The organism is Streptomyces sp. E11-3, assembly GCF_046540415.1.
Taxonomy (GTDB): Bacteria; Actinomycetota; Actinomycetes; order Streptomycetales; family Streptomycetaceae; genus Streptomyces.
Window position 1 is genome coordinate 35807 of sequence record NZ_JAZGRL010000004.1, and the last position, 15341, is coordinate 51147.

Annotated in this window: 15 protein-coding genes, 2 tRNA genes and 1 pseudogene; 10 read left to right on the forward strand and 8 right to left on the reverse strand. The window is 70.6% G+C overall.

The genetic code is table 11. From position 1 onward, the window contains the following. Positions 1-437: 437 nt before the first annotated feature. Together U9R90_RS33775 and U9R90_RS33780 are read left to right on the forward strand one after the other, a co-directional pair. Positions 438-2753: a DEAD/DEAH box helicase gene (locus U9R90_RS33775; RefSeq protein WP_411061081.1), complete on the forward strand. Its 2316-nt coding sequence runs from the start codon at positions 438-440 to the stop codon at positions 2751-2753. 119 nt (positions 2754-2872) lie between these two features. Next, positions 2873-2945 (forward strand) — tRNA-Lys (locus U9R90_RS33780). 281 nt (positions 2946-3226) lie between these two features. Here U9R90_RS33780 and U9R90_RS33785 read toward each other — a convergent pair. The 4 genes and pseudogenes from U9R90_RS33785 to U9R90_RS33800 form a co-directional block, all read right to left on the reverse strand. Continuing rightward, positions 3227-3523: a WbqC family protein gene (locus U9R90_RS33785; protein ID WP_411061119.1), complete on the reverse strand. Its 297-nt coding sequence runs from the start codon at positions 3521-3523 to the stop codon at positions 3227-3229. Between the two features lie 3 nt (positions 3524-3526). Then, positions 3527-4175: pseudogene (locus U9R90_RS33790) on the reverse strand (YdcF family protein); the annotation flags it as partial. Positions 4176-4369: 194 nt separating this feature from the next. Then, positions 4370-4984, reverse strand: a complete 615-nt coding sequence (locus U9R90_RS33795; protein ID WP_411061083.1) for an HAAS signaling domain-containing protein — start codon at positions 4982-4984, stop codon at positions 4370-4372. Continuing rightward, the gene (locus U9R90_RS33800; RefSeq protein ID WP_411061084.1) at positions 4981-5355 is read right to left on the reverse strand and encodes a PadR family transcriptional regulator; all 375 of its coding nucleotides are present in this window, start codon (positions 5353-5355) and stop codon (positions 4981-4983) included. The genes U9R90_RS33795 and U9R90_RS33800 overlap by 4 nt, the downstream gene beginning before the upstream one ends. A 64-nt stretch (positions 5356-5419) precedes the next feature. On the opposite strand from U9R90_RS33800, the gene U9R90_RS33805 reads away from it, so the two are divergent. The 3 genes from U9R90_RS33805 to U9R90_RS33815 all read left to right on the forward strand — a co-directional run bounded on the left by U9R90_RS33805 (position 5420) and on the right by U9R90_RS33815 (position 7764). After that, positions 5420-5815 (forward strand): hypothetical protein, encoded by a 396-nt coding sequence (locus tag U9R90_RS33805; protein WP_411061086.1) that lies wholly within the window; start codon positions 5420-5422, stop codon positions 5813-5815. A gap of 126 nt (positions 5816-5941) precedes the next feature. Continuing rightward, positions 5942-7027: a MerR family transcriptional regulator gene (locus U9R90_RS33810; protein WP_411061087.1), complete on the forward strand. Its 1086-nt coding sequence runs from the start codon at positions 5942-5944 to the stop codon at positions 7025-7027. Between the two features lie 173 nt (positions 7028-7200). Next, entirely contained in the window at positions 7201-7764 is a 564-nt protein-coding gene (locus U9R90_RS33815; protein WP_411061089.1) for an MBL fold metallo-hydrolase, read from the forward strand. 20 nt (positions 7765-7784) lie between these two features. Here U9R90_RS33815 and U9R90_RS33820 read toward each other — a convergent pair whose 3' ends face one another. Beyond that, positions 7785-8774: a GlxA family transcriptional regulator gene (locus U9R90_RS33820; protein WP_411061091.1), complete on the reverse strand. Its 990-nt coding sequence runs from the start codon at positions 8772-8774 to the stop codon at positions 7785-7787. A gap of 74 nt (positions 8775-8848) precedes the next feature. On the opposite strand from U9R90_RS33820, the gene U9R90_RS33825 reads away from it, so the two are divergent. Both U9R90_RS33825 and U9R90_RS33830 read left to right on the forward strand, forming a co-directional pair. Beyond that, positions 8849-9439, forward strand: a complete 591-nt coding sequence (locus tag U9R90_RS33825; RefSeq protein ID WP_411061093.1) for a cysteine hydrolase family protein — start codon at positions 8849-8851, stop codon at positions 9437-9439. A 19-nt stretch (positions 9440-9458) separates the two neighbouring features. Then, positions 9459-10250 carry a spermidine synthase gene (locus U9R90_RS33830; RefSeq protein ID WP_411061094.1) on the forward strand — a complete coding sequence of 264 codons (792 nt, stop codon included), beginning with the start codon at positions 9459-9461 and terminating at the stop codon, positions 10248-10250. On the opposite strand, the gene U9R90_RS33835 is transcribed toward U9R90_RS33830, so the two are convergent. Further along, a complete protein-coding gene (locus U9R90_RS33835) occupies positions 10208-11134 on the reverse strand; it encodes an NAD(P)-dependent oxidoreductase (RefSeq protein ID WP_411061096.1) in 927 nt (308 codons plus the stop codon). The two genes, U9R90_RS33830 and U9R90_RS33835, sit on opposite strands and share 43 nt — an antisense overlap. Positions 11135-11365: 231 nt before the next feature. Next, a complete protein-coding gene (locus U9R90_RS33840) occupies positions 11366-12361 on the reverse strand; it encodes a helix-turn-helix domain-containing protein (RefSeq protein ID WP_411061098.1) in 996 nt (331 codons plus the stop codon). A gap of 51 nt (positions 12362-12412) precedes the next feature. Here U9R90_RS33840 and U9R90_RS33845 point away from each other — a divergent pair, with 51 nt between their 5' ends. Then, entirely contained in the window at positions 12413-12838 is a 426-nt protein-coding gene (locus U9R90_RS33845; protein ID WP_411061100.1) for a cupin domain-containing protein, read from the forward strand. A 38-nt stretch (positions 12839-12876) separates the two neighbouring features. Here U9R90_RS33845 and U9R90_RS33850 read toward each other — a convergent pair whose 3' ends face one another. Then, positions 12877-13404, reverse strand: a complete 528-nt coding sequence (locus tag U9R90_RS33850) for a GNAT family N-acetyltransferase (protein ID WP_411061102.1) — start codon at positions 13402-13404, stop codon at positions 12877-12879. A 198-nt stretch (positions 13405-13602) separates the two neighbouring features. On the opposite strand from U9R90_RS33850, the gene U9R90_RS33855 reads away from it, so the two are divergent. Continuing rightward, on the forward strand, positions 13603-15111 hold the full coding sequence (locus U9R90_RS33855) for an SLC13 family permease (protein WP_411061120.1): 1509 nt from the start codon (positions 13603-13605) through the stop codon (positions 15109-15111). Positions 15112-15174: 63 nt separating this feature from the next. Continuing rightward, positions 15175-15248, forward strand: a tRNA-Met gene (locus U9R90_RS33860). Positions 15249-15341: the final 93 nt, after the last annotated feature.

Consider the following 15341-nt stretch of genomic DNA (forward strand, 5'->3'; position numbering starts at 1 on the left):
CCGACGCCCACCCGCCCGGAGCCGACCCCGAGCGAGCCCCCGGAGCCGACGCCCGCCGAACCGTCCGAGTCGGCGGCGCATCAGACGCGGGCCCACGCGGCCCAGGAACAGAAGTGGCCGGACGGCCCGGAACCCTCACCCCAAGCGGAACCTTCGTGACATCACCGCAGGTCAGAGGGTTATTCGGGGGCTGGTTTGCCATCTGGGGCAGGGGGTGCGTACAGTAGTAGATCGTTTGATCCCATTTGCCCGGCGCCGCCAGTGAAGAACTGAGGCAGGCGCCGCGTGGCGCGTACTCTCCCTTGCCGTGGCTGGACCGCATTGAGGCGGTCGAATTGCGAATACACGGAGTTTGGGCGCGTGCCGAGACTCCGGAAGGTTTCGCATTTCGCATGCTCGAAAACAACACTGTCAATTTCAGCGCTGACCACGCCGTCATGCCCGAGGACGACGCGGCCCCCAAGGCCGTGGCAACGCTGGAGACGGTTGCCGTAACCGAAGAGACCACCAAGGTCTCCGAGGCCACCGAGGCCGGTCCCGAGGCCGGGTCCGAGGCCGGTCCCGAGGCCGGGTCCGAGGCCGGCAAGACCCCCGAGGCTCCTGAGGCCGACAAGACCCCTGAGCTCACCTTCGCCGACCTGGGCCTGCCCGAGGGCGTCGTCCGCAAGCTCAACCAGAACGGCGTCACCAGCCCCTTCCCGATCCAGGCCGCGACCATCCCGGACGCCCTGGCCGGCAAGGACATCCTGGGCCGCGGCCGCACCGGCTCCGGCAAGACCCTCTCCTTCGGTCTCCCGCTGCTGGCCACGCTGGCCGGCGGCCACACCGAGAAGAAGAAGCCCCGCGGCGTCATCCTCACCCCGACCCGTGAGCTCGCGATGCAGGTCGCGGACGCGCTGCAGCCGTACGGCGACGTACTCGGCCTGAAGATGAAGGTCGTCTGCGGCGGTACGTCGATGGGCAACCAGATCTACGCCCTGGAGCGCGGCGTCGACGTCCTCGTCGCCACGCCGGGCCGTCTGCGCGACATCATCAACCGCGGCGCCTGCTCGCTGGAGAACACCCAGATCGCGGTCCTGGACGAGGCCGACCAGATGTCCGACCTGGGCTTCCTGCCCGAGGTCACCGAGCTGCTCGACCAGGTCCCGGCCGGCGGCCAGCGGATGCTGTTCTCGGCCACGATGGAGAACGAGATCTCCACCCTGGTCAAGCGCTACCTGAACAACCCGGTGACGCACGAGGTCGACAGCGCCCAGGGCAACGTCACGACCATGACGCACCACATCCTGATCGTGAAGCCGCGCGACAAGGCGCCGGTCACCGCCGCCATCGCCGCCCGCAAGGGCCGCACGATCATCTTCGTCCGCACCCAGCTGGGCGCCGACCGCATCGCCGAGCAGCTGCGCGAGGCCGGGGTCCGCGCCGACGCGCTGCACGGCGGCATGACGCAGGGCGCGCGTACCCGCACCCTCGCCGACTTCAAGGACGGCTACGTCAACGCGCTGGTCGCCACCGACGTCGCCGCCCGCGGTATCCACGTCGACGGCATCGACCTGGTCCTGAACGTGGACCCGGCCGGCGACCACAAGGACTACCTGCACCGCTCCGGCCGTACGGCCCGCGCAGGCCGCTCCGGCACGGTGGTGTCTCTCTCCCTCCCGCACCAGCGCCGCCAGATCTTCCGCCTCATGGAGGACGCGGGCGTCGACGCCACCCGCCACATGGTCGGAGGCGGCGGTGCCTTCGACCCCGAGGTCGCCGAGATCACCGGCGCCCGGTCGCTCACCGAGGTCCAGGCCGACTCCGCGGACAACGCCGCGAAGCAGGCCGAGCGCGATGTCGCCGAGCTGACCAAGGAACTGGACCGTGCCCAGCGCCGCGCCACCGAGCTCCGCGAGGAGGCCGACCGCCTGACCGCCCGCGCCGCCCGCGAGCGTGGCGACGACCCGGAGGCGGCCATCGCCGCCGCGGCCGCCGAGCCCGCGACGGAAACCGAGCTCCCGGTCTCCGCGGCCCCCTCCACCTCGGACCAGCCGCGCGAGTCCCGTGAGTCCCGTGACGAGCGCCCGACGTACGAGCGCCGCGACCGCCGCGACGACCGGGGCAACTTCGACCGCCGCGACCGCGACGACCGCGGCGGCTTCCGCCGTGACGACCGCGGTGGCAACGACCGTGGCGGCTTCCGAGGCAGTCGTGACGACCGCGGCGGCGACCGTGGCGGCTTCCGCGGTGGCAACGACCGCGGTGGCTTCCGAGGTAACCGTGACGACCGCGGTGGCGACCGTGGCGGCTTCCGCCGCGACGACCGTGGCACCAGCGACCGCGGCGGCTTCCGAGGCAGCCGTGACGACCGCGGTGGCGACCGCGGCGGCTTCCGCGGTGGCAACGACCGTGGCGGCTTCCGTCGCGACGACCGCGGTGGCAACGACCGTGGCGGCGACCGCCCGTTCAGCCGCCCCGCCCGCGACAACGACCGCGGTGGCTTCCGAGGCAGCCGTGACGACCGCGGTGGCGACCGTGGCGGCTTCCGCCGCGACGACCGTGGCACCAGCGACCGCGGCGGCTTCAACCGCGGCGCCGGCGACCGCCCGTTCAACCGCGAGCACCGCGGCGGCACCGACCGCCCGTTCAACCGCGACCACCGCGGCGCCGGCGACCGCCCCTTCAACCGCCGTGACGACCGTCGCGACGACCACCGCGGCAGCTCCTTCGGCCGCCGCGACGAGAAGCCGCGCTGGAAGCGCAACGGCTGACACCTAGGCAGCTGACCGGCACAGGCGGGCCCGTCTCCACAGACGGGCCCGCCTCTGTCTGCCGCGTCCGACATATGCCTTCGAAGCTTGGCCCGGTCGGGGGCTATGCTTCAGGTCGCGGGCCGTTAGCTCAATTGGCAGAGCAGTGGACTTTTAATCCATTGGTTGTGGGTTCGAGTCCCACACGGCCTACCGCGAGCGGGTCCGGGGATACCCCGCTGACCTGCGCTTGAGCGCCCTACTCGGCTTTGCCGGGTGGGGCGCTTTGCCGTTTGCTGGCCCCTCGCTGGCCCCATGCGTGCCCGAAGCGCGCCCGGCGGTATGGCGGGCCTGCCTCGGAGCGAGCCGCGCGGCGCCCGTGGCGAGGGCGAGGGCATCCGCGCCAACAGCAGCCAGCGCCCGAAGCGAGCTCACCTCGCGGGCGGACCGCCAGACGCTATGGGCTGCCGGGGGAGTGCGGAAGGGGAGCGCCGTCACGCCCTGGGCCGTGAACGGATCGGTCTCAAGGTAGCCCACCCGTACCGCACAGGTACACGCGGCTCAAGGACCGCCTGTACCGCCTGCCCGTGCTGGCTACGCCCGTAGTGCTGCCGTACGAGCTGAGCGACTCTACGTCGGCACCGTTCAGGCTCGGCGAGCCGAGCGTCGAGGATCAACGTCCGGCGGCCGTGGGGGAGATGTGTCGCGACCGTCAGCCACTGCCGGTCGCGTGGGTCGGCCAGGCTCGCCCGCCGGGCGCGGTGCTGGTAGTCCCGTCGCGCGAACTGCACGTCGCGCTCGTGGGCGTCATGGACTTCCCCCCGGTACCTCCTGCTCGACGGCGAACCCGAGCCACGGGTACTCGATCGCCCGTTGCAGGTCGCCGACGAGCATGTCTACGACGAGCTTCTCGTCGCCGATGGACTTGATGGAGTCGTCGAGCTCGAGCGGCTCGGACGCGCAGATGACCTCTACCTCGGGCCACAGCTTGCGGCAGGTGGCGTAGGAGCGGCGCTCCATGTAGGGCTTGGAGATCAGGAGCAGTGAGTCGGTCTCGATCCCGGCCGCGCGCAGTACCTCGCGCGAGAGCGTGATGTTCTGCCCGGTGTTGCCCGCCTGGGTCTAGAGGAGGATCGCGTCGTCGGGCACACCCAGGTCGAGCGCGTGCTCGCGGTAGTGCACCGCCTCGCCGCGCGGGAAGCGGGCCCGGGTGGTCGGGCTGTTGCCGCCGCTGAAGACGACCACGGGAAAGAGCCCGGCGCGGTACAGCTCAGCTGTGGCCCTCGCGACCCCGAGATCGTGGCTGCCGAGACCGATCGCCGCCGAGCAGGGGCGCGGCTCGTGGTGCATCTGGTGGTACTGCCAGATCAGGTGGGCGTCGTTCCACTGCGCGTCGGTGATCGTGCGCTGTCCGCGGTCCGGCACGGGGGCTCCCTGGTTCATCGTTGCTGGCCGCTTACCTCTACTCACTCGACAGGGCGGCCGACGGGCCGTCGTACGGCTGCCGGATGCCCTCGGTGCTGCGCAGTTGGTGACTGAGGCCGTACTCCGTGTCCAGCCGCGCCGTCTGGGCGGGGACGGACAGCCCATCCTTTCGGGTCGCCGAGTCGGAAAAACCGAGGCTTCGGCGGCCGCGCTCAGGCGCGGCGTGCCCGCCAGAGCCATACGGCCGTGCCGGTGATCAGGGTGAGGATTCCCAGGCTGGACAGGAGGGCCGGGATCTCTTCGGCCGCGTGGCCCGTGATCAGGTTGATGGTGACGAAGAAGGTGATCGGCACGATGACGGTGAGCAGTAGGCCGGTGGTCTTCTGGACGGCGGTCCAGTGCACTGAGGTGCAGAGGAGTACCCCGCCGGTGACGCGGAACAGGAAGCCGAACACGGCGCCGGGGTTGAACGCCGCGTCGGGGCCCATGTCGAAGATCATCGTGAAGGGCGGCGAGAGGGTGAGCATCAGGAGCGGGACCAGGGGGTGCACCTTGCCGCGCCGGACGGGTGCGTCCCCGTCGCTCGGGGCCGGGGTGCCGGTGGTCTCGTTCCCTGCCTCGGCCAGTGCCGTCGCCGCGATCGTGCGGGGGTCCCCCAGCTCCGCGAGGATCTCGCCGATCGTGGCGTCGGGGCGTTCGGCGCGTGTCACTTCGATGTGCTCGGCAAGGTCGGCGAGGAGTTCCTGGCGGCGGTCCGCGGGGAGTGCTGAGGCCTCGCGCTCGGTGGCGATGAGGTAGTCGCGTACGGGGTCGGCGGTGGTCTTCATGCGGAGTCTCCGGTGGGGGCGTGCGGGGTGGTCAGGAAGGCGTCGACGGCGTTGCGGAAGCCGGGCCAGACGCGGGTGAACTCGTCGAGCGCGGACCGGCCGCTGTCGGTGAGTGCGTAGTAGCGGCGGGGCGGGCCGGAGGCGGACTCCTGCCAGGTGGTGGTGACCAGGTCGTCGCGGCGGAGCCGGGAGAGCAACGGGTAGACCGTGCCCTGACTGGTGGCCAGGGCACCGGAGTCCTCCAGGGCGTGGAGGAGTTCCACGCCGTAGCGGGGACGGTCCCGCATCAGGGCGAGCACGCAGTACTCCAGGACACCCTTGCGCAGCTGGGCGGCGGCCCGGGCCTGCTTGGTCGAATCACCTGGTTCCATGCGATGCAAGACACCTGGCGTGGCAAATAGATGGGAAGGGGCCCCTTCCAGGCATCGTCAGCGGTTGCCCGACGGTGGATCGGTCAGCTCTGCCGAAATCGTCGGCACGTACAAGGGGTTGCGGGACGCCAAGGGCATTTCCTTGACTCTGGAGGCGGACGCGGAACGGCCCGGAGCGTCCGGCGGGCGGGTCACCGTGGAGAACTGGCCGACGGGAGACTGGTACCGGCCGGAGCTGGGGGAGACCTTCGACGGGTCCGGCACCTGGGAGCTCCAGCCGGCCAGGGAGGGCAGCGAGCGGTCTACTGTCTCCCTCACCTTCACAAAGCCCAGAGAGTTCGGCACCAACGACACCCTCGACACGTTGACGGCCGCGGCGGATTCCGACCGGATCGTGCTCTTCGAGAACGACGACCCGGACATCTGCCCCCGCTTCCGGCTGGAGTCGGGCAAGGGCTGACGCCCGTCCCAGAGCCCCACCCCTCCAAGCTGGCCGCACATCCCATGCGCTCGGCATTCGAGCCGACCGGCTGAAGTTGACCCTCGACCTGGTGGAGGGGCCAGGGTTCTGGGTGTGGAGAGCGAGATGCGCAGCATTGGTGAGATGGCCCGGGACAGCGGACTTGGCGTGAGCGCCCTGCGGTTTTACGGCCGTGCTGGTGTGCTGGTCCCTGCGTGGGTGGATCCGGTGAGTGGCTACCGCTGGTACGGCCCCGAGCAGCTTGAAGAGGCCCGGCTGCTGGCCCGGTTGCGCGGAGCCGGTATGCCGTTGGCGGACATTCGGCTGGTGCTGGCCGGCTGGTCCAGTGCGGACACCGACCTGGTGCGGAAACTGCTTCAGGCGCATCTGTGCCGCCTTGAACGGGGACTGTCCGATGCCCGCAGCGAGTTCTCCGCGGTCCGAGCACTACTCGAACGCAGGGAGAATTCCGTGACTTTGCTCCGCACCGCCGCCGTCCGGCTGGCCGTCTCCGCCCCCGAGCTGGCCGCCGCGTTGGACGCGGTCCGTTTCGCCGCCAGTGCCGACCCGGAACTGCCGATGCTCGGCGGTGTCCTGTTCGACATCGAGGGCGACGCACTCTATGTCGTGGCAACCGACCGGTACCGGATGGCCGTAGCGAGAACCGAGACCACCGGGCACGGCGGGTCCCGTGTCCGGGTCATCGTCCCGGTCCCGCTCGCCGACGCGATGCGGGCGCTGCTCAGTGGCGAGGAACGCGTCGAGCTCGTTGTGGACTGTGACCGCGTGACGCTGGCGACCGGGGGCCGTAAGGCGGCCGGTCAGTGCCTCGATCACGACTTCCCTGACTACCGTCGCCTCGTCCGCCTGCCGGCCGGACGACGCGCCCTCGTTGATGTGCCGGCTTTCCAGGAGGCGGTGAAGACCGGTCCTGTCCGCGCAAGCGAGGTGCGAAAGCCGGACGAGGACGTGTCCTGCGACCTCAGCGTGCTCAAGGTGACCGCCGACGGCGAGGTGACCGTCTGCGAGGACGGTGACGACGACCAGAACCATGTCGCCGTCAACCGCGAGTTCTTGCTGCACGCGCTCGCCGCCGGAGCCCGAGACCAACTGATCCTGGAGTTCGGCGCCCCTACCGCACCCCTGGCGATCCGTCGGCCCGACACCGAGGACACGTTCTCGATACTGATGCCGGTCCGTCTGGAGAACTAGGGCCTGTCCGGCGGACCATGCCTGGGACGCGGAAGCCGTGCGCCTGCTCGATCCGACTGGCACCCACATCCCGCGCTCATCCGCTGAGCCGCTGACCCGGAGTGGAGTGAGGAACGGGGCGCGCGCCCTCTCGGGCATGGACACGCCCACCACCCAGCGGCTTGGCTGTCGCCATGACAGCGACCCTGAACGTCCTGACCGCCGGATACGTCGGCCCGCGCACCGCCAGCACCGTGACCCTGCTCCGCGACGGTGACACCCTGGTCGTGGTGGACCCCGGCATGGTGGCCGACCGCAAGCTGATCCTCGGGCCGGTGGCCGAGGCCGGCGTATCGCCCGAGCAGGTCACCGACGTGGTGTTCAGCCACCATCACCCGGACCACACCCTGAACGCGGCACTCTTCCCGGCCGCCCGCTACCACGACCACTGGGCCATCTACGAGGACGACCTCTGGACCACCCGCGCCGCCGACGGATTCGAGATCTCGCCGTCGATCCGGTTGATGGCCACTCCGGGACACACGCCCGAGGACATCAGCACCCTCGTCGACACCGAGGAGGGACTGGTGGTCCTCACCCACCTGTGGTGGAGCGCGGACGGTCCCGTGGAGGACCCCTACGCCACGGACCCCGAGGCCCTGCACACCTCCCGCGCCGCCGTCCTCGCCCTGTCGCCCGCGCTCGTCGTGCCGGGCCACGGCGCCGCGTTCGCCCCCACGGAGCACACGCCGCGCTAGTCACCCTCAGAAGCAGGCTCTCAGCGCGCGAAGGACGCCCGATACGCGCGCGGGCTGGTGGCCAGGCGGGCCGCGAAGTGCTGCCGCATGGTGACCTCGCTGCCGAAGCCCGCGCGCCGGGCGACCTCCGGCATCGGCAGGTCGGTGTGCTCCAGGAGCTTCTGGGCGGCGGCGACACGCTGGTCCAGGAGCCAGCGCAGCGGGGTGCTGCCGGTGGCCGCGGTGAAGTGGCGGGCGAAGGAGCGCGGCGACATTCCGGCTCGCGCGGCCAGGTCGGCGACGGTCAGCGGCTCGTGCAGGCGGCGGATGGCGTCTTCGCGTACGGCGGCGAGTGCGTCGGCGTCCCGGTCGACGCGCGGGGTGGGGTGCTCGATGAACTGCGCCTGGGTGCCGGTGCGGAACGGCGCCGTGACCATCGAGCGGGCCACCGTCGAGGCCGCCTCGGCGCCGTGTGCCGTACGGACCAGGTGCAGGCAGAGGTCGATCCCGGCGGCTGTACCGGCCGATGTCCAGATGTTGCTGTCCTCGATGAACAGGGCGTCGGGTTCGACGGCGACTTCAGGATGAGCGGCGCGGAGCAGCTCGGCGAGGTTCCAGTGGGTGACCGCGCGGCGGCCGTCGAGCAGGCCCGCCTGGGCGACGGTGAAGGCGCCACCGCACAGGGCGGCGATGGGGGTGCCGCGGCGGTGTGCCCGGCGCAGGGCGCGGAGCACCGGGTCCGGCGCGGTGGAGAGGTGGTCGTCCAGGCCGGGGATCAGGATCAGCTCGGCGCGGTCCAGCCAGCCGAGCGTACGGTCGGGGGTGAGGCTGAGGCCGCCGCGCAGCGGGATGGGCACACGGTCGGCGGCGACGCGGCGCAGGTCGAAGGCGGGGACGCCGCGGTCGGTGCGGTCCGTACCCCAGACCTCGGTGATCACGGAGACATCGAAGGCGCGGATTCCGGGGAAAGCGAGGAGCGCGACGCGGTGCCTCGGCGGGGTGCCGTCCACTCTCGACGGGGTGCTGTCCACTGTGGCAGTAAACCATCGATCGCTGGCTTCTCGCCCTCTGGGGAGCGGCGGGCCGAGGCGGCAGCATCGTAGCCATGGAGATCGCAGAGAACACAGCCCTGGTCGTGGTCGACGTACAACAGGGCTTCGAGCAGCGGGACTTCTGGGGTGAGCGCAACAACCCGGAGGCCGACACCCAGATCGAGACGCTCATCGACGCCTGGCAGGCCACGGGCCGACCAGTCGTCTTCGTACGACACGACTCGTCGAAGCCCGACTCCCCGCTGCGGCCTGGCCAGCCGGGCAACGACTTCAAGCCGTACGTCGAGCAGCGCCGCGGGAAGGGGTCAGGAGCCGAGCTGCTCCTGACGAAAACCGTCAACTCCGCCTTCTACGGCACCCCCGATCTGGACGCATGGCTCAAGGAGGCGGGCATCTCGCAGTTCGTCGTGGCCGGGATCCAGACCAACATGTGCGCGGAGACGACCGCGCGGATGGGCGGAAACCTCGGCTACGAGGTCCTCTTCGCGCTGGACGCGACCTACACGTTCGACCTCGAAGGGCCGTTCGGCTGGCGGCGCTCCGCCGACGAACTGGCCCGGGCGACGGCCGTGTCCCTGCACGGCGGAGGCTTCGCGCGGGTGGTGACGACACAGGAACTGGTGGCAGCCGCGACGACCGCCTGAGAGGGCTACTGTCTGCCGCATGCGCGCCCACTTCGAGGAACTCGACTGGCAGCCGACCCCGCTCGGCGAGATCAGCCTGAGACGCCGTCGCGATCTCGCCACCGACACCGACGTCTACGAGGTCAAGCTCGGCGACGAGTTCCTGATGTCCAGCATGTTCACGGCGGGCGAGGTCGCCCTCGCCCGCCTCGGCCTGGAAGCGACACCGGGCACCCGACTCGACGTCCTCGTGGGCGGACTCGGCCTCGGATACACCGCCGACGCGGTACTGGACGACCCCCGAGTCCGCTCGCTGACCGTGCTCGACGCGCTCGGCGAGGTCATCGACTGGCACAAGCGGGGCCTGGTCCCGCTGGGCCCCCGCCTCACGAAGGACCCCCGATGTCGCCTGGTCCAGGGTGACTTCTTCGCCCGCGCAGCCGGTGCCGCCGCCGCAGCAGCCAGTGCAAGTGCCGATGCCGGTGTCGGTGCTGCCGCCGCCCAGGGTCTCGACCCCGAGGCTCCCGGCCGCCGCTTCCACGCCATCCTGGTCGACATCGACCACTCCCCGGACCACGTACTGCACCCGAGTCACGCGGCCCTGTACGGCCCCGACGGCCTGCGCGCACTGTCCGGGCAGCTGCATCCCGGCGGCATCTTCGCCCTGTGGTCCAACGACCCTCCCAGCGACGCCTTCACCGCCGCACTCGCGACCGCTTTTCCCTGGTCGGAGGCCCATGTCGTGTCCTTCGCCAACCCGCTGCAGGAGAGTGCAGCGACCAACACGGTCTACGTCGCCGGGACAGCCGCCGGATCAGTCGTCGGGACATAGGCTTCGCGCAGCGACTCGACCGCCCGGGCGAGGCTGGCCGCGCCATGGCCCTGGTCGATCTGGCGCTCGAAGAGCGCCTGCAGCGGAGCGAGCAGTTCCGTGCCGAGGCCCTGGGCCCTGGTGGCGTTCAGGATGTTGCTCAGGCCCACGGCGTTGATGTCCATGTTGGATGTCTCGGTGGCGTAGTCGCCGGAGTCGATCTCCTGGGCGAAGCCGGGCAGCGCGTCCGCCGCCCCGTTCAGCCAGGGCACCAGCAGCTCGGTGATCTCCGTGGCCTTGATCCCGGCCGAGTCGCCGAGCGCCACCGCCTGGAAGAAGCCCGCGAACATTCCGTACATCCCGCTGAGCAGCGCCATGTCGTAGAGCGAGGAGAGGCCGGGCTCGGTGCCGACGAAGGTGGCGGCGCCCAGCAGCTTCAGCTCCTGCTCGTACGTGGTGAAGGCGTCGGACGACCCGCTGTAGAGGACGAACGCCTCGGTTGTCCCGATGGTCTGCGGCACCGCGTAGACCGCGCCGTCCAGGTAGTCGGCGCCGTGTCCGGCCGTCCAGGCGGCCAACTCGCGGGCCGGGGCCGGGGTTCCGGTGGTGACGTTGAGCAGGGTGCGGCCCTGGAGGGCGGCTGCGGCGGGGGTGAGGATCTGTCGCACGGTCTCGTAGTCCAGTACGGAGACGATGACCAGCTCGCTCGCCGTGACGGCTTCGGCCGCGCTGCCCGCCAGGGTCGCGCCCTTGGCGACGAGGCCCTCGGCCTTGCCGGGCGAACGGTTCCACACGGTGGTGGGGTGGCCCTGCGCCAGGAACGTCTCGGCCAGGACCTGGCCGAGATTGCCGAGGCCGATGACGGCGATCGAGTGCTTGGGCGTGGACGTGGGCGTGGTGTTCATGGTGGTCCTCCGTCGTGTTCCCGGGTGTTCCCGGGTGTTCCGGGTGTTCCGGCCGGTGGTCACACCCTGCGGGCGGGTACTTCCGGATCACTGTCGGTCGGCTGTCGGTCCACTGGCGGTGTGGACGGTGGACGGTGGGCGGGGAGGCGCTGGCCGTCCCCGGCGCGAAAGTCCGTGCGCTGCTCGCCCAGTTGCTGGTGCGTCAGAGCCCCCTCGGGGCGGGGTGGGGGATCACGCTCTGACCTCGGGTCCGAAGCGGCGCCGGTACGCCGACGGGCTCAGCCCCGTCTCGCGGCGCAGCCGGGCGCGCAGGTTGGCCGCCGTGCCGAGGCCGCTGCGTTCGGCGACCACGTCCAGACGTTCTTCGCCGCGTTCGATGAGGCGGCAGGCGAGTGCGACGCGCTCGCCGGTCAGCCAGGCCAGCGGGGTCGTGCCGAGTTGGGTGCGGAAGCGGCGGTGCAGGGTTGCCGGGCTGACCGCTGCGCGGGCCGCGAGGGTGGGGATGGCGAGCGGGGCGTCGAGGTGTTCCTGAGCCCAGGCCAGGACGGGCGCCAGGGACTCGTCGGGGACGTCGGGGACGGGGCGTTCCACGAACTGGCGCTGCCCGCCGTCCCGGTGCGCCGCGAAGACCAGGCGGCGGCTCACCGAGTTGGCGGCCTCCGCGCCGTGGTCGCGGCGGACGAGGTGCAGCCCGAGGTCGAGCGCGGCCGAGCTGCCCGCCGCGGTGAGGATGTCGCCGTCGTCCACGAACAGCACATCCGGTTCGAGCCGTACGGCGGGGAAGCGCGCCCGGAAGGAGTCCGCCCACTGCCAGTGCGCGGTGGCCCGGCGCCCGTCCAGGACCCCGGCCTCGGCGAGGGGGAAGGCACCGCTGCAGAACCCCACCAGGCGGGCCCCGCGCGCGTGTGCCCGGCGTACGGCGTCCAGGACGGCCGGGCGGCGTGGGACCTCCGTGTCAGGACGGTTGGGCACGATCAGCGTGTCGGCGGTGTCGGCGGCCGCGAGGTCGGCGACACCCGAGAGGGTGAAGAAGCCGTCCCGCATCAGCGTGTTCGGTTCGGGGGAGCAGAGCGCGAAGTCGTAGAGATCGCGGCCCAGTTCGGGCCTGCGCAGCCCGAACACCTCGGTCGCGCAGCCGAGTTCGAACGGGTTGGAGTTCTCGTCGACGATGACGACGACCCGGTGGGCTGATGGCCGTACGGTCGACTGCGAGGATTCTTGCGGCATATGCGATTTCTAGCACTCGTGGGCGTGGGGTGCCGTGGTGACCATGGACTCATGAGCAGCGAATCCAGCGAAGCCGTCGCCTCCATCGCCCCCGTCGTCCCCGTCGCCCTGCGCCAGGCTCTGGCCTCCTTCGACGCCCTGTGGAGCCCCCGTATCGTCCAGCGGGTCAACGACTACGACGTACGCATCGCCAAGGTCGAGGGCGAGCATGTCTGGCATGCCCATGAGCACACTGACGAGTTCTTCCTCGTACTCGACGGGGAGCTGCACATCGCGCTGCGCGAGCCCGCGGGCGAGCGCTCGGTCACGCTGCCCACGGGGTCGGTCTTTACCGTCCCGCGCGGGATCGAGCACAAGCCGTACGCGCCGGACGGTGCCGCCATCCTGATGTTCGAGCCCACGGGGACCCTGACGGTTGGCGACCGCCATGACGAGGTCCCGGCGCACGTGGACACCACGACGGGGCACGCCCTGTAGGGCCTGTCCGGCGGATCAGGCCCTGGACCACGAAGAAGTCAGTGCGGGCTGCGGCTCCACACGTCCAGGTCGCCGCCGCCGTCGCCCGGCGTGAGGGTGCCCTCCTTGGTCCAGCCCCAGGAGGCGTACGCGGACCTGGCCACCTCGTTCGAGGGGTCGATCAGCGTGGTGACCAACTCGGCCTCCACACGGATCAGCAGCTCCGCCTGGAGGCGGGTGGCGATCCGGGTGCGCCGGTGGTCGGGGTGGACCATCAGCTCGGCGACGGTGAACACCTGGCCCAGTGCGGTGAGTTCCTCGACGCGCTGCGGTACGGCGCCCTGGAGGCCCGTGGACCAGATGCCCTCGCGGTCGGGTGGGTAGCCGTAGATGCAGCCGAGCAGTGGCGTCCCGCCGGCCACCAGCATGTCGAAGCCGGGGCGCTGTACGTCCTCGGCGAACCGGTCCACGAACGTCTGGCGGTCGTCCCCTATGTCGTCGTAAGCCGTCATGTACAGATCGGCGATGGCCTCCCTCTGCTGATCGGCCTGCCAACGGGTCAGTCGCCGCAAGAACACCTCTGCCATGTCCACATCGTGACAGTGTGCGGCGTTCGGCGGAACCTGCGGCCACCGGACATTCGAGTCGAGTCCGAGGGCTTGTTGCAGGCCATGGCCGGTGGGATGTTGTCCTCCACCCTCGCGATGGGGATGCACATGTCATGTGAGTGCATGTCCGTGAGGGTGCTGGGGATGTTGGGGATGTCGGGGGTGTTGGGGGTGCCTATGCCAAAGTCCGGGCTCAGGGAAGCAGAGGCGAAAGCGGCCGACGGCCACGGCGCGAGGGCGGTGGTCCCGCGCCAGTGGATCGGGCTCGGGGCCGGTGTCGTCCTCGCACTGCTCGTCCGTCTTGTCCTGTCCGACTCGCTCTCCACGGACGGCAAGAACGTGGCGGCCGTCGCCACCCTGATGGCCGTCTGGTGGATGACGGAGGCCGTGCCGCTGCCGGTCACCGCGCTCATGCCGCTGGTACTGATGCCCGTACTCGGTATCGCCCCGATCGCGGACATCGCCGCCCCGTACGCGAACCCGATCATCTTCCTCTTCATGGGCGGCTTCATCATCGCCCTGGCCATGCAGCGCTGGAATCTGCACACCCGGTTCGCCCTGAGCACGGTGCTGCTCGTGGGCACCAGCCCGGTCCGCATGATCGGCGGCTTCATGCTGGCCACCGCCCTGCTCAGCATGTGGATCTCCAACACCGCCACCGCCGTGATGATGCTGCCCATCGGGATCGCGGTCCTGGGCCTGGTGGCGCAGCTGCGGGACGGTCGGCAGGACGCCAACTTCGCCACCGCGCTGCTGCTCGGCATCGCCTACGCGGCGTCCATCGGCTCACTCGGGACGGTCATCGGGACCCCGCCGAACGCGTTCCTGCAGGGCTATCTCAAGGCCGAGCACGGCATCGACATCACCTTCTTCGAGTGGATGCTCTTCGGGGTGCCGCTGGCCGCCGTCTTCCTGGTCATCGCCTGGCTGGTGCTGACCCGGCTGGTCTTCCGCCCCGGCATCACCGAGATCGAGGGCGGCCGGGAGCTGATCGAACAGCGCCGGCGGGAGCTCGGGCCGATGGGGCGCGGGCAGTGGACCGTGCTGGCCGTCTTCGCCACCACCGCGGTCCTGTGGGTGCTGGTCGGAGTACTGAGTCCGTACGTGACCTGGGTGGACGACCACGCGTCCGACGCGGGCGTCGCCATGCTGGCCGCGCTGGCGCTGTTCACGCTGCCCGTCACCGCCGATGGCGGCAGGCGCGTACTGGAATGGGAGGACACCCGGGACGTGCCCTGGGGCATCCTGCTGCTCTTCGGCGGCGGTCTCGCGCTGTCCCGGCAGTTCGGCGAGAGCGGGCTCGGTACGTGGATCGGCGACCAGGTCGGCGGGCTCGACACGCTGCCGGTGCTGGTCCTGGTGATCGTGATCGTCGCGGTCATCCTGTTGCTCACCGAGCTGACCAGCAACACCGCCACCACTGCCACCTTCGTGCCCGTCATGGCGGCGGTCGCGGTCGGGCTCGACCAGGATGTGCTGCTGTTCGCGCTGCCGGTGGCGCTGGCCGCCACCTGTGCGTTCATGCTGCCGGTCGCGACACCGCCGAACGCCGTGGTGTTCAGCTCGCGCCAGGTCACCGTCGGGCAGATGATCCGGGGCGGCATCTGGTTGAACGCCATCGGAGTCGTGCTGGTCACCGCCGCCGTCTACTCCCTGGGGGCGCTGGTGCTCGGCATCGACCTCTGAGGCGGGGCGCTGCGGAACGTGGTCGGGAGGCCCGCCCGGATGGCGTATAGTTGTCTTCAGCGGCGCGGGGTGGAGCAGCTCGGTAGCTCGCTGGGCTCATAACCCAGAGGTCGCAGGTTCAAATCCTGTCCCCGCTACTGAAGACATCAGGCCCGACACATTCACTGTGTCGGGCCTGATGCGTTTCCGTCCCCCCTCCCTGCCGCTACACCCCCCTTCGCTCCCCACAC